The 13,839-nt window shown below is 43.2% G+C and carries 10 protein-coding genes; 4 read left to right on the top strand and 6 right to left on the bottom strand.

Annotation, left to right across the window (positions count from 1 at the left end; translation table 11 throughout):
* Positions 1-9: 9 nt before the first annotated feature.
* Positions 10-684, top strand: a complete 675-nt coding sequence (locus M595_RS12140; RefSeq protein ID WP_023066562.1) for a Coq4 family protein — start codon at positions 10-12, stop codon at positions 682-684.
* A 26-nt stretch (positions 685-710) separates the two neighbouring features.
* Positions 711-2,429 (top strand): urease subunit alpha, encoded by a 1,719-nt coding sequence (gene ureC, locus M595_RS12145; RefSeq protein ID WP_040484014.1) that lies wholly within the window; start codon positions 711-713, stop codon positions 2,427-2,429.
* A gap of 9 nt (positions 2,430-2,438) precedes the next feature.
* On the opposite strand, the gene M595_RS12150 is transcribed toward ureC, so the two are convergent.
* Positions 2,439-4,019, bottom strand: coding sequence for an ABC transporter substrate-binding protein (locus M595_RS12150; protein ID WP_023066591.1), 1,581 nt, complete (start codon positions 4,017-4,019; stop codon positions 2,439-2,441).
* A gap of 316 nt (positions 4,020-4,335) precedes the next feature.
* Here M595_RS12150 and M595_RS12155 point away from each other — a divergent pair, with 316 nt between their 5' ends.
* Positions 4,336-6,000 (top strand): ShlB/FhaC/HecB family hemolysin secretion/activation protein, encoded by a 1,665-nt coding sequence (locus tag M595_RS12155; protein ID WP_203419071.1) that lies wholly within the window; start codon positions 4,336-4,338, stop codon positions 5,998-6,000.
* A 32-nt stretch (positions 6,001-6,032) separates the two neighbouring features.
* On the opposite strand, the gene M595_RS12160 is transcribed toward M595_RS12155, so the two are convergent.
* From M595_RS12160 to M595_RS12170, 3 genes are all read right to left on the bottom strand, one after another.
* Positions 6,033-6,917 carry a hypothetical protein gene (locus tag M595_RS12160; RefSeq protein ID WP_023066551.1) on the bottom strand — a complete coding sequence of 295 codons (885 nt, stop codon included), beginning with the start codon at positions 6,915-6,917 and terminating at the stop codon, positions 6,033-6,035.
* A gap of 84 nt (positions 6,918-7,001) precedes the next feature.
* Positions 7,002-7,616, bottom strand: a complete 615-nt coding sequence (locus M595_RS12165) for a flavin prenyltransferase UbiX (protein WP_023066601.1) — start codon at positions 7,614-7,616, stop codon at positions 7,002-7,004.
* A 68-nt stretch (positions 7,617-7,684) separates the two neighbouring features.
* On the bottom strand, positions 7,685-9,991 hold the full coding sequence (locus M595_RS12170; protein ID WP_023066589.1) for a ribonuclease R family protein: 2,307 nt from the start codon (positions 9,989-9,991) through the stop codon (positions 7,685-7,687).
* Between the two features lie 449 nt (positions 9,992-10,440).
* Here M595_RS12170 and M595_RS12175 point away from each other — a divergent pair, with 449 nt between their 5' ends.
* Positions 10,441-11,256, top strand: a complete 816-nt coding sequence (locus tag M595_RS12175) for a slr1353 family protein (protein ID WP_023066577.1) — start codon at positions 10,441-10,443, stop codon at positions 11,254-11,256.
* Positions 11,257-11,355: 99 nt separating this feature from the next.
* Here the strand turns inward: M595_RS12175 and clpP are convergent, their stop codons facing one another.
* Entirely contained in the window at positions 11,356-11,967 is a 612-nt protein-coding gene (gene clpP, locus M595_RS12180) for an ATP-dependent Clp endopeptidase proteolytic subunit ClpP (RefSeq protein WP_023066543.1), read from the bottom strand.
* Positions 11,968-12,259: 292 nt separating this feature from the next.
* On the bottom strand, positions 12,260-13,375 hold the full coding sequence (locus tag M595_RS12185; protein WP_023066567.1) for an acyltransferase family protein: 1,116 nt from the start codon (positions 13,373-13,375) through the stop codon (positions 12,260-12,262).
* Between the last annotated feature and the right edge of the window lie 464 nt (positions 13,376-13,839).

The raw sequence follows: 13,839 nt of genomic DNA on the forward strand, positions 1-13,839 counted from the left end.
CAGAAAACTATGTTATTTCGAGAATTACAAAGTCTCAATATAGATTTTTTTCAGACTGCAAAAGGATTCATTAACCTTCTTCGAGATCCGGGTCAGACCGAATCAGTGCATGATATTGAAGATGGTTTGCGTCAAGCCAAATATACTCAAGTTGCGATAGAATATATCCAGTCTCAACCGGGAGTTAAACCCTTAGTTGAAGAACGCTATTTAGCCCCACCTCCCAACTTAGACTCCTTGTTAGAATTACCCTCAAATTCTCTCGGATATACTTATGCTTCCTACCTCACCAAAGAAGGATTTGACCCGAACTTTTATCGCACGCTAAACATCGAAGATGATACAACTTATATCATGTTGAGACTGCGCCAAACTCATGATATTTGGCATCTAATTACTGGATTTAGTACCGATGTTGTGGGAGAATTAGGATTACAAGCTTTTATCCTCGCCCAAACTCGCAGACCGATGGCGATCGTGTTGTTAGCAGGAGGACTGTTAAGGGCGTTAATTAAATCTCCCGAAGAAATGGAAAAATTATTAGATCGGATCGCCGTTGGGTATAGAATGGGAGCAAAAGCTAAACCCTTCCTCGCTCAAAAATGGGAAGAAAATTGGGAAAAACCGATCTCCCAATGGAGAAGGGAATTAGGAGTCGAACTGGCTGAAGTTTATACTCCGTAAACCGCAATTAATTAGGGGAATTCGTGATGAGTTATCGAATGGATCGTCGCGCCTACGCAGAAACTTTTGGCCCAACTGTTGGCGATCGCATTCGCCTCGCCGATACCGAATTAATCATCGAAGTCGAAGAAGATTACACCACCTACGGGGATGAAGTCAAATTTGGGGGCGGAAAAGTCATCCGAGATGGGATGGGACAGTCTCCCATTTCTCGCGAAGAAGGCGCTGTTGATCTCGTCATCACGAATGCCTTAATTTTAGATTATTGGGGCATTATTAAAGCTGATATTGGCATCAAAGACGGCAAAATTTTTAAAATAGGAAAAGCGGGAAATCCCTATATTCAAGACAACGTTAATATTATTATCGGTCCGGCTACCGAAGCCATTGCCGGGGAAGGAATGATCCTCACCGCCGGCGGAATTGATAGCCATATTCACTTTATTTGCCCTCAACAAATCGAAACCGCAATTGCATCAGGAATTACCACGATGATCGGGGGAGGAACTGGCCCCGCGACCGGAACAAATGCCACCACTTGTACACCCGGATCTTGGAATATTTATCGAATGTTACAAGCGGCAGATGCTTTCCCAATCAATTTAGGGTTTTTAGGAAAGGGAAATAGTGCCAAACCGGAAGGATTAATTGAACAAATTGTTGCGGGTGCTTTAGGCTTAAAATTACATGAAGATTGGGGAACAACACCTGCCGCAATTGATACTTGTTTAAATGTTGCCGATGAATATGATGTTCAAGTTGCCATTCATACCGATACTTTAAATGAAGCGGGATTTGTGGAAACGACTATTTCCGCTTTTAAAAATCGAGTTATTCATACTTATCATACCGAAGGCGCTGGGGGAGGACACGCCCCCGATATTATCAAAGTTTGTGGTCAACAAAATGTCTTACCCTCCTCAACAAACCCGACTCGCCCTTATACGGTTAACACCTTAGAAGAACATCTCGATATGTTGATGGTTTGTCATCATTTAGATCGAAATATTCCCGAAGATGTTGCCTTTGCAGAGTCAAGAATTCGCCGTGAAACTATCGCCGCAGAGGATATTTTACACGATTTGGGTGCTTTTAGTATGATTGCCTCTGACTCCCAAGCAATGGGACGAGTGGGAGAAACAATTATTAGAACTTGGCAAACTGCCCATAAAATGAAAGTACAAAGAGGGCTACTTTGTTCGCCTGAAAATACTCAAGAAACCCACGATAATTTTAGGGCTAAACGTTATATTGCTAAGTATACCATTAACCCCGCAATTACTCATGGAATTTCTGATTATGTGGGTTCAGTTGAAGAAGGAAAATTAGCGGATTTATGTTTGTGGAAACCCGCTTTTTTTGGCGTTAAACCGGAGATTGTTATCAAAGGCGGATTCATTGCTTGGTCACAAATGGGCGATGCAAATGCTAGTATTCCCACGCCTCAACCTGTTCATATGCGCCCCATGTTTGGCAGTTTTGGCGGGGCGATGACTGCCACTTCTTTGACCTTTGTTTCTCAGGCGGCTGTAGAAGCTGGAATCAAGGAAAAAATTGGTTTACAAAAACCCACGGTTGCCGTCAAAAATACCCGAAATTTAACTAAAGCAGATATGAAACTTAATAATGCGTTACCCCAAATGGAAGTCGATCCCGAAACCTACGAAGTTCGCGCCGATGGTGAACTTTTAGTCTGTGAACCTGCGGAAAGTTTACCAATGGCACAACGTTATTTTTTATTCTAATCACAAAGTTTAATTACACTCTATCTTTAAGCTTTGACAATAAGCCTGTCGTTGACTCTCACGACCCAGTTCATCGGTCTTCTTTTCCCAACTTGATTCAATTTGCAAGATCGCTTCTGATAACGAAATTTCATTATTTAAGACATCCATTAAAATCGGATGTAAAATTTTCTGTTGATAAACCTCATACTGAGGAATGTATAAATCTAAGACAATATTCGGATTATTTAAAGATAGATAAATCGCATTCAGGTATTGACTCGCAAGCTGCTTGTTCATACCTGCTTCTATCCAGGATTGACGGTCAGTTAACTGAGAGATTCTGTAGGGATTAAAGCCTGTTGATGAAGTGATCACATCCAGATTAGATTGTTCAGGCTGACTCATATAGGACAGAAAAGCATAAGCCGCTGAAAGTGTTTTTGCTGGTAAATCATTATTCACCGTCCCGACCCAACCCCCCAAAGCGGCATAGGGTGCATAATTAATCCCTTCTTCGCTATAGGGACAAATCGACTGATTACAGGTAACAAACTGACCTGTTTCTCGGTCTAAAACTTTAGGACTTCCGGGTAAAATAGCTGTTCCAAATTGGTTTTTTATCGGGGAGTCAGACTTCATTGCTAAAGTCCCTAAATTTCCCCAGTCAATCGTCAAAGCACAACGACCTGAGAGAAAGAGTGACCGTATTTCCATCACCGAAAGCGTTTCATCTTCGGGTTTTTTTGGCCCATAAGTAGCGGTTTCTTTATAAATGGCTAAAGCCTCTATAAAAGCAGGGTTATTAACGAGAGGTTTCATCGTATCCGAATCAAAAAAAGCCCCTTGTTGAGTTCCCTGAGTTTGTAAAAACGAACTCGCCACCGCCCACAACATCCGAGAGTTAGCCTGGGGAGTTCTCGCTAGACAAGAACCGTAGTCTGCTTCTCCATCATTATTGAGATCCTGGCCGTCCATCTTTCGGGCTAAGTCTAAATATTGATCCCAAGTTTGCGGAGGAATAATGCCCTGCTGTTCTAAAATATCACTACGATAGTATAAGCTGAGTACCTCTCCATCGAGGGGAATCGCGTAAACTTCACCCTCGTAAGTGGCATGATATTCTCGAAAAAAGACAGCAATATCTTCCCACTGAATGGCTGAATCGGTTTTAACCCGTTTAGTTAAGTCTTGCAAATACCCATACCGAACGTAGTCTGCTTTCCACTGGGGAGGAATAATCACCACATCATAATTGTGAATACCTCTCCGGAAATCATTCAAAATTTCTTGATACAGTAGGTCAAACGGTGCCGTGATAATTTTAATCTCGACCTCTGTGAGGGCTTCAAATTGAGCCGCGTGATCGATAATGGGTTCTGTGATTCCGTTACCTGGTGTCAGACTCAATACCGTCAGGGTGACTCCCTTCAAATTGGGATGTGGTGTTGTTTTTTTGAGATCCGAAGACGAATCACTCCGGCTTTCATTTGCGGAAATTCCGTGACAAGCAGCGATCGCTAAACTTAAACCAACAGGGAGCCATCGAGTCAATAATTGAGCGATTAGAAATTGTCTAACACTGAGTAGACAATCACTGATCAGCATCATAAACTTTAGTCCTTCTATCTATAATTGAGAACACTGAATTAAGCACCCTTGATTCAGTCTGACTCTAACAAACCATAGTCTTGTCAATTGGTCAATTAGAATCTTCCCAGATTGAAACAAATTTGGCTAATCGAACAGTTTTTATAAATTTGTAAAAACTCTACTTGTAGAATAGCATTTTTATTCAGTTTAGTGTATAAACTCAATATTTTAATTATAGAACCAACCCCAGGATATGGATCATCCATTGAGTCATAATAAATGTGATTTTTTGATAATATTTATTTTTTTATGGGCAACAGGGGTTTCACAGTCTATGACTTCTCCTCTTATGGCTGCATCACCTCTACTAACTCAAAATTCTTATCCTCAACCCGTCCCTCCTGATCCGCCAATTCCTGAACCTCAATTCCCTCCTGCCCTCCCCCCTCCCGAGGAACTTATGCCCTCTCCAACCCCCGATTCTCCCCCCACAGAACCCAATGTAGAACAATCACAAACCCGGGTCATTAAACAATTTATTTTTCAAGGCAATACCGCCTTTTCTAATCAAGAATTAGCCGCAGTCACTCAATCTTTTCTCAATCGTCCGATTACATTTGCTGAACTTTTGCAAGCCCGTTCGGCAGTCACAGATTTATATGTGAGCAACGGTTATATTACTTCTGGAGCATTAATTCCTCCCCAAACCTTAGAAGCAGGAGTTGTCAAAATTCAAATTGTTGAAGGCGAAATTGCAGAATTAAATATTACCGGAACTGGACGCTTAAACTCTAATTATGTTCGCTCTCGACTCGAAAAAGCAATCTCAAAACCACTCAATCAAAATCATCTTTTAGAAGCTCTACAACTGCTGCAATTAAACCCAGTAATTTCCACCATTTCGGCTGAACTATCGGCAGGAATTCGTCCCGGTGAAAGCATTCTCAATGTTGAATTTCAAACCGCCGATACATTTACAGTTAAAGCATTTAGTGATAATAGTCGCCCCCCCAGTGTCGGTACGTTTCGGCGAGGAATAGAAGTGATCGAAGGGAATGTATTCGGGCAAGGAGATCGCTTTAATGTAGTTTATAGTAATACCGACGGCAGTGATATTGTTGATCTTACTTATGATTTTCCGATTAATTCTCGTAATGGAACGCTCGGAGTTTACTTCAACTATACCGATAGTCAAGTCATTGAACAGCCCTTTGAAGATCTCAATATTGAAGCCAATAGTTACACCTATGAATTTCGCTACCGCCAACCGATTATTCAAACCCCTCAACAAGAACTTACTTTAGGTTTAGCCCTAACTCGTCGAGAAACAGATACCTCTATTTTGGGAGTCGGTTTTCCCCTATCACGCGGGGCAGAAAATAACGGAGAAACTCGTTTATCAATCATACGATTTTATCAAGAATATGTTCATCGAGGGGCAAAACAGGTGTTAGCAGCGCGATCGCAATTTAGTTTAGGAGTCGGGGCATTAAATGCCACCATTAATAACAATGACGAACCCGATAGTCGATATTTAGCCTGGCGAGGACAGGCGCAGTGGTTGCGATTATTGGCACCCGATACAGTATTATTAGTCCGATCAGATATTCAACTCTCCAATGAAGAATTAATTCCCCTCGAACAGATCGGGCTAGGGGGATTTGAAACCGTACGAGGATATCGTCAGGATTTTTTACTGCGGGATAATGCCGCATTTGCTTCAGTGGAGTTACGCTACCCTTTGCTGCGAACTTCCAATGGTGAAGGAGTGTTACAATTAACTCCCTTTGTCGATCTGGGTCGGGCTTGGAATGCCAACTCAGACTTAGAGATCGACTCTAGAACATTATTTTCGGTTGGTTTGGGTTTGCGTTGGCAATACAGCGATCGCCTGACCTTAAAGCTTGACTGGGGAATTCCGCTCACCGATATTGATTCAGGGGAACGAACTTTACAAGAAAATGGGATCTACTTTTCTATCGATTGGAATCTATTGTAAACTCCCCCATATCGCTATCCCACCCAACTATTCTAATATTCTGTCGAGCGTCGATCATCATTCGTTTGAGACTGTTCATCTGTTGAACGAGATGAAGATTCTTCTGGGTCAGCTTCAGACTCTTGCAATTCCCAGTCTTCTTCTTCTTCCTCCTGGTCTTGAATTTCCGTTGCCGGAGGTGGAGGCGTAATAATACGATAATCAGCATCATAAACCGATTCCGATTTTCCAACCCCTGTATCTTCTCCTTCGCGATACCCGTAAGAATACACTGAACCTGACCAAGATTGCTGTTTGGGTTTTTGTTCAACTTCGTAGTGATCTCGGCGAGAATATTCAGAGTCTAGGTCATTTGAGGATCTTTGCTCAGAAGCTTCAGAAGTCGGTTCGCTATCATCCAAATCAGAAGACCCTTCCTGCTCTTTCCAGGCAGTTTGAGAAGGTGTAGAATGAATAGATTCTTCTTCATCTAGTCCCCAATCTTCCTCATCCCAAGATTGACGAATGGGTCTGACCTCTGTTTCCCAATCATCAGTAGCCGAAGTTGTTGAACGGGGAGGGGGTGGAGAATAACCCGTAGAAGTTTTGGTTGTATTGGGAGGATTTTGACCCGCAGAATAAGAGGATGTGGGTTCAGGTGTAAAACCTGTTGGGGGTTGAACCGGAGGTTTAGGAGAACGAGACGGCGAACTTCTCGCAACCGTAGAACCCGAACCCGACAACTGAAATAAACCCCAGATCAGCAGCGATAATATTACCCCAACGGAGATCGCCATGACAATCCAAAAAGACAAAGGAAATGCAGGCGACTGAGTACCCAAAAAAACCAGGGATACAGACGGAGAAAGATTCTGCGCGACCAGCAAAGCCAGTCCTGCCACAGCAATCAAAAAGATAACTAAATTCGCGACAGACATGGGTATGATGGGTCAGTTGCTAGGTGTACAGGGTTGGGGCAATTAGGCTTTACTCAGCCGAAAGCGAATCAAATTTCGTCAAATTCAGTCCTCTTTCCAGCGCTTGATCGGTACACAGTCGATCTCTAGTTGATCGAGAGTACGCGCTACCACAAAGTCTACTAAATCTTCGATGGTTTGAGGTTGATGATACCAAGCCGGAATCGCCGGAACGATGCGAACCCCTGATTCAGCCAGAGTAGTCAAATTTCGTAAGTGAATCAAACTAAAGGGAGTTTCTCGCGGCACCACAACCAATTTACGCCCTTCTTTAAGTTGTACATCCGCTGCTCGTTCGAGCAAATCTGAGCTTAATCCATTGGCAAGTTTACTCACGGTACTCATACTACAGGGAATCACAACCATTCCCAACGTGCGGAAAGAACCACTGGCGATATTGGCGCCGACATCTTGCCAAGGATGACAACGCAATTGACCTAACTTCGGGACTCCGGCCTGTTCTCGCCAAAATTCTGTTTGCCCAGACGGATCAGGAGGCATCCGAACATTTTGTTCACTTTGCCAAACAATATAAGCCGATTTGGAAGCGACTAACTCAATGGGCAAGTCAGCCTCTAGTAGATATTTTAACGTTCGGACAGCATAAATCAGTCCAGAGGCGCCGCAGACACCAAGAATTAGGGGTTTTTGATCGCTCATAAGTTCGTTTTGAATTTTGAATTGGAGTCGTAATCAGGCGTTACCTCAAACGACTCCAAACCCATGTTTTAGTAATTGTTGTAGGGATCGTCGTTGTCATCAACAGCTTCACTCCCTCCGCCCACCGCGACCAAATCAATTTGTTGGCGATAGTAGTCTACACTCTTGACTTGTACTTCCACGTTATCACCCAAACGATATTGATTACGGTTTTTGCGACCCACAAGCGTTTGTTGACGGGAGCGGTATTCATACCAATCATCCTTGAGAGAAGACACATGAACTAACCCCTCTACCCGCAGTAGGGAACCGCCAGGAGATTCGACTTCAATTTCCACAAAGAACCCATAAGACTGTACACCCGTAATCAATCCCACAAAGGTTTGACCTGTGCGGGCCTTCATAAATCCAGTTTTCTTCAACCCTTCTAAATCTTCTTCGGCATCAACACCGACACTTTCTCGTTCACTCAAATGCACCACCAATTGAGCAAACTGAGACTCTAATTCAGCTTGTAAATCTGGGGGAAGAACGTTCCAGGCAATTTTACCGTGACAAGAGGAATGACCCAAATTCACCCGATCTTTAGACCGAGTAGAACGTCGATCTCGTCCTTCTTCAAAAATCGCCTTCAGGACTCGGGAAATTTGAATATCAGTATATCGCGATAACGGTGCGGTGCAATGGGTATAACAGTCTAGAGCCAGTCCAAAATGAGGTTTAGGGGTGATGCTATAGACGGCAGGTTTGAGGCTATCTTCGAGCAAATAAGTTAACACTCGTTCTGCTTTTGAACCCGCCAAAGCTTCCACAAAAGACTGAAAATCCGTTGGCTGAACTTCTTCTTCACTTTCGAGTTCTAATTCACAGCCCAAATGGGTGGAGAGTTTGGCCAATTCACTGACATCAGTTGGATCAGGCGCAGGTTGAACCCGATAGATCGCAGGTAAACTCAGGGCTTGTAGATGATTGGCAACCACTTGATTGCCTAAAACATTGAGTTCTGATACCATAGCCTGAGCAATACACAAAGAAGCGACCACAATCGGCCCGAGTTCTCCCTCATCATCAAAATGACAGTGAGTATCGAGCAGGTTGAGTTCAAAGCCGCCCCGCGCCGATCGCATTTGTCGAACCGCTCGACTGACTTCTAAGAGATTTTCTAAAATTGAAAGCACTTCTGGAGAACCCGCTTCGACTCCATCGAGAATAGCCTGAGCCATTTTGTAGTCTACTTGATGATCGACTTGGATCACACTGGGCTGAATTTCAAACTCGATTAGTCTTCCGGTCGGATCAAGTTTAATTAAGATTGAAAGGGTGAGACGTTCTTGTTCCGGTAAAAGGGCGAGGCGATCGCAACTGAGTTCTTTGGGGAGGATGGAGATATATTTATCGGCTAAATAGATCGCCGTTCCGCGTTTACGGGCTTCGCGATCTAGGGCGGTATCAGGGGCGACGTAGTGGCCAACATCGGCAATATGAATTCCTAAGTGCCAATTGCCCGAATCAGTTTTTTCTAAGGTAAAAGCCCGATCAACACAATATTGGGCGGACTCTTTTTCTTCTTCATCTAAAACGGAAAATTCGGAATTCCCTAAATCCGGGTGGAAACTAATCGTGAACAGTTTGCGTAAATCCGCCCGGTTTTTATAGTCAGATTTTTTGATTTGCGTGGGTAAAGATTCAGCTTCTTGTAAGGCGTAGGGGGAAAAAGCCCGAGGTAAATCATGTTTACAACAGACAATATCCAAATCATCTGCAACTTCGGCATCTGATCCCAAAATTTGCACCACCTGACCGACGGGGCGATGTATTCCCAACGGATAACGAACCACCTCAACATGAACTAAATGGTCAATCGCTTCTTGAAGTTCTGGAGATTGATCAATCAAATCTAATTCAAACAGAAGCCGATCATCGAGAGGAACCGCCCGAAAGGTTTTGGGAGTGCGTTTGACTCGTGCCAGTACCGAAGGGTTAGCTCGTTCGAGAATCAGATACACTTCTCCTTCAGGAGAACGACGCCGACTCCCTTCTTTGATAATTTTGACCAGGACGCGATCGCCATTCCAGGCATTACTCAGATGACTTTCACGAATGTAAACATCTTCTGCGCCTTCTGCGTCTTGAATGGCAAAACAGAATCCCTTACTCGAACAGCGAAGTTTGGCTTCAACAACGCTTTCTTGTTCGATTCGGCGATAGCGGCCTTTATCTTTTTCGAGGACTCCAATTCGCTCTAACGCATCTAAGGCGATTTGAAATTTTCGTAAACTGTCGTCATCGGGAGCCAGTTTTTTCTCTAATGCTTTCGGGGCGACCAGTTTATCTTCGGAAAAGTTAGCCAAAAGTGTAGCGATTGAAAATTCCATGTAGCGGTCTTTCCTTGTTATCTCTGCGATCAGTTGACTTGTCTTGACACTTCCTCATCTGTTTGGGTAACGGAGACGCGATTCTCTCAATAATGGAGATACAACGCGAATCATGCAACGAATCTGAAAGAAAACAGCCGCCATTGGAAGAAGGTTCGGCGCGGGATGCAAGGAGATTGCCTAAACCGAGTGGGTGGGGACGCTGATTTTTCCGCGCCTATTCCCTCAAGCATACAGTGATACAATTGAGGGCAACTGCTCCTCTCGGGCTGAGAAGAAGCCCAACAGATTGAGGACTGTCTTCACAATTAATTACCCTAGCTACGGCATAATTTCATCTAAATGAAGTCCACCTGAAAGTAGATTGATTCATCTAGACGGTAGCATGATTGAGTGCTGCGTCAATGACAAATGCTTAAGTTAGTATACCTTAAATTAGGATATCCGATATGTTTGCTCAATTTCGATCTCGCTACCCGACAGGGGGTTTAATCTCTGAGTTACTGGCGATTGATCATGGTCAGTATGTGGTTCGTGTCTTGGTGGAAGTCGATAGTGTGATTATTTCTTCGGGGCTAGCGGCAGCGGAGACGGTTGAACTTGCAGAAGATCAGGCTCGGAAGCGATCGCTTCAAGTTCTCGGGATTGAAACCTCTACGGCTTTACCTAATTTCTCCACAACTCGTTCTTTGGCGGGGACGGAAAATTCGACTCCATTTGAACTCAATTCGGCCCCTGAACCGGCTCAACTTCCGGAAGCTTCTGTACCAGAGTCTAGGGTTGAAACGTCCTCAAGCCCTTCAGAATTGGAAGATTGGTCTTCTGGGGGAACGTCTTCTGATGATTGGCTCTCTGCAACTTATCTTAATCCCAGTTCTTCCTCTCCCTCCCCAACAACAGAAGCCAGTTCGACTTCACCGACGAAGGGACGAAGCGCTTCATTACCCCCTTTACCGGATACGCCTTCAGAGGAGAGTCATGAAGTTCCATCCCCCTCTGAAGATCATTCTCCTCAGTCTTCTACGTCTAAAACCTCAAAAAAGAAAAAGCCACAAGCAACCATTGAGTCTACGGATTTTTCTTCGGAAATTGCGAGAACGGATCTCGAACTCAAACGCTTGGGTTGGACAACTGAACAAGGGGTAGAACATCTTCAAAAAACCTATGGAAAGCGCTCTCGTCATCAGCTCACTGAAGATGAATTGCTGGACTTTCTACACTATCTCGAATCTCTCCCGACTCCCGCACCTCACGCCGACAATTAAATCAGGAAACAGGGAATAGGATTTAGGACTGAGGATTTAGGGGTTTAACCTGCTCATCACCCTATTGCCCTATCTCCCTATCACCTGTTACCTCAATGATCAGCCGCCATTATTAGCAGCAGCACTAGCAGCCATTGCTTTACGATCATAGACCTGATCAATTAAGCCATAATCAACAGCTTCTTGAGCAGACATAAAGAAATCTCGTTCGGTATCTTCTTCAATTCGGGACAGGGGTTGTCCGGTATGATCGGCGAGACTTTGATTGAGGCGTTTCTTCAAGTAAAGGATTTCTTTGGCTTGAATTTCGATATCAGTAGCTTGTCCTTGAGCGCCTCCTAACGGTTGGTGAATCATAATCCGAGAATGGGGTAGACTCATCCGTTTTCCTTTGGCCCCTGCACTCAGCAAGAAGGCGCCCATACTCGCCGCTAACCCAATACAAATGGTACTCACATCGGGGCGAATATGGTTCATGGTGTCGTAAATCCCCAATCCTGCGGACACTGAACCCCCTGGAGAGTTGATGTACAGGTAAATATCTTTTTCGGGATCATCTGCATCGAGAAACAGCATTTGAGCCACGATCAGGTTAGCTAAATCTGCGGTGACTTGTTGTCCCAGAAAAATAATGCGATCGCGTAGCAGTCGGGAATATATATCAAAGGCGCGTTCACCTCGACCCGATTGTTCAATAACGGTTGGAATCATACTAACCCACCAATCAAGTTCACATTCATTGATTGTAGCGACTGTTGTCAGGGTAGGAGTCACGCAATAGGGAAATCACTACCGAGTTTGAGGGAATCAAGATCAGGTCTTTGCCAACTTCTAACCACTCATGCCCATTAAGGGGTTGTCCATTGACTATAGCAATTTATTTCCTCAGCAGACCCATCCAGTTTAAAGTTATCTTCTGCTGGATTGATCAACTTCATCTAATTAATCCGTTTGATTTGTGAAGATTAACTGATTTCTACTGATTACAGATTGAATCGATTTCTCAAATTTTAATAAACCAACGTTTCTGATACATTCCATACAATACTATCCACCAAATTAAAATGTTGGCGATCGCAAAGGCTAGAGATCCATTCATCTCACCCGCCCAAGACACAAACCCATTTTCATAAATCCAAGTTTTTAAACTAATTGATTCGCCATTTTGAGGGATTTTAGTGTAGATTAATACTCGGGCAACAAAACCCGAAGCCACAAACAGAAAAATTGGGTTAAGTCCCATCACTTCCAAAATAAATCCCCATTTTCGGTGGTGACGAACTTCGATGATTTCATAACAAATTGCGAGTAATATTAACGCCCAACCTGCGGTAACGAGAACGTAGGAACTTGTCCATAAAGCTTTATTAATCGGAAATATTAATCCCCAGAAATGACCGATAATAATATTACATAAACCGATAATGACTAAATTTAAACTGGTTTGGTGGGTTATGGGTTGTTTTTTTAGCCAGTCTCCGGTTAAATAGCCAATGAAAACGGTTACAGTAGCCGGAAGTGTACTTAAGAGTCCTTCTGGATCATATTTTCCACCGCTTAATAAATGATGTTCTCCCAAAATTAACCGATCAATATAAGCGGCGAAGTTTCCTTCTGGCGTTAAGTTTCCCACACCATAACCCGGAACAGGAATCAGTTGCATTACCACTGCATATCCGATTAATAGACCAATTGATAAACCCCAAATTTGTTTGCGGGAAAGGTGTAAAATAGTTATTGCAGAGAGTCCATAAGCGAGGCTAATTCGCTGTAAGACTCCCATAATTCTAATATTAGCTAAGTCATAATTTGGATAACCATTAAGAAGGAGTCCGAGTAGAAACAATATCACACAACGACGCAGAATTCGGAGATAAATTTGGGGGGAAATATTGTCCTTTGTGTTCCCGTTTTCTCGGGTATATTTTGAGAGGGAAAAAGCCATCGCCACACCAACAATAAATAGGAAACTGGGAAAAACCAAGTCTGTGGGCGTATAGCCATGCCATTCGGCGTGTTTTAAAATGGGATAAACATGATTCCAACTGCCGGGATTATTAACGAGAATCATGCTAGCGATCGCCATACCTCGGAAGACATCAAGTGAAGTTAAACGCATTGAGTTAAGAGAGTTGAATTCATTTTTTTATTGTAATCTGAATTACGAGCATATTTTCGTGATTATCGCAACTGTTGTCACACAGATAAGTTTTAGTAAATTGGTCACATCTGTTGATATTTTAAAGAGTCATTATTCACTCTCACTCGACTTGCAACTCAAACTCCTCATTAAAAGCAAAAACAAAAAATAAAATCGAGATTTAGCTTCTACTATAATTATCGTTGAACATATATCATTCTCTTAACGTTTTTAAGATTCTATCAGAAAGATACCGGAATCATGGCTGCTATTTATAATTATGAACTTTCTTTGAGTCAAAATTAGTTGGCGTTCGCAAAGTATCCCCGCAGGAGAATCGCTAAGTACCTCTGCAAAATTATTTACACATTGCCATCCTTGCCAGATAGGGATTTCAGCCCTTTGTGATGGGTAATTTATTATGCCTACCTACTTACTTTTGC

The organism is Lyngbya aestuarii BL J (assembly GCF_000478195.2).
Lineage (GTDB): Bacteria > Cyanobacteriota > Cyanobacteriia > Cyanobacteriales > Microcoleaceae > Capilliphycus > Capilliphycus aestuarii.

Bases quoted from the DNA above. Each gene is read 5' to 3' on its own strand.
- ureC (WP_040484014.1), top strand. From the start codon at position 711: ATGAGTTATCGAATGGATCGTCGCGCCTACGCAGAAACTTTTGGCCCA.
- M595_RS12185 (WP_023066567.1), bottom strand. From the start codon at position 13,375: ATGCGTTTAACTTCACTTGATGTCTTCCGAGGTATGGCGATCGCTAGC.
- M595_RS12155 (WP_203419071.1), top strand. From the start codon at position 4,336: ATGACTTCTCCTCTTATGGCTGCATCACCTCTACTAACTCAAAATTCT.
- M595_RS12175 (WP_023066577.1), top strand. From the start codon at position 10,441: ATGTTTGCTCAATTTCGATCTCGCTACCCGACAGGGGGTTTAATCTCT.
- M595_RS12170 (WP_023066589.1), bottom strand. From the start codon at position 9,991: ATGGAATTTTCAATCGCTACACTTTTGGCTAACTTTTCCGAAGATAAA.
- M595_RS12140 (WP_023066562.1), top strand. From the start codon at position 10: ATGTTATTTCGAGAATTACAAAGTCTCAATATAGATTTTTTTCAGACT.
- M595_RS12150 (WP_023066591.1), bottom strand. From the start codon at position 4,019: ATGATGCTGATCAGTGATTGTCTACTCAGTGTTAGACAATTTCTAATC.
- clpP (WP_023066543.1), bottom strand. From the start codon at position 11,967: ATGATTCCAACCGTTATTGAACAATCGGGTCGAGGTGAACGCGCCTTT.
- M595_RS12165 (WP_023066601.1), bottom strand. From the start codon at position 7,616: ATGAGCGATCAAAAACCCCTAATTCTTGGTGTCTGCGGCGCCTCTGGA.
- M595_RS12160 (WP_023066551.1), bottom strand. From the start codon at position 6,917: ATGTCTGTCGCGAATTTAGTTATCTTTTTGATTGCTGTGGCAGGACTG.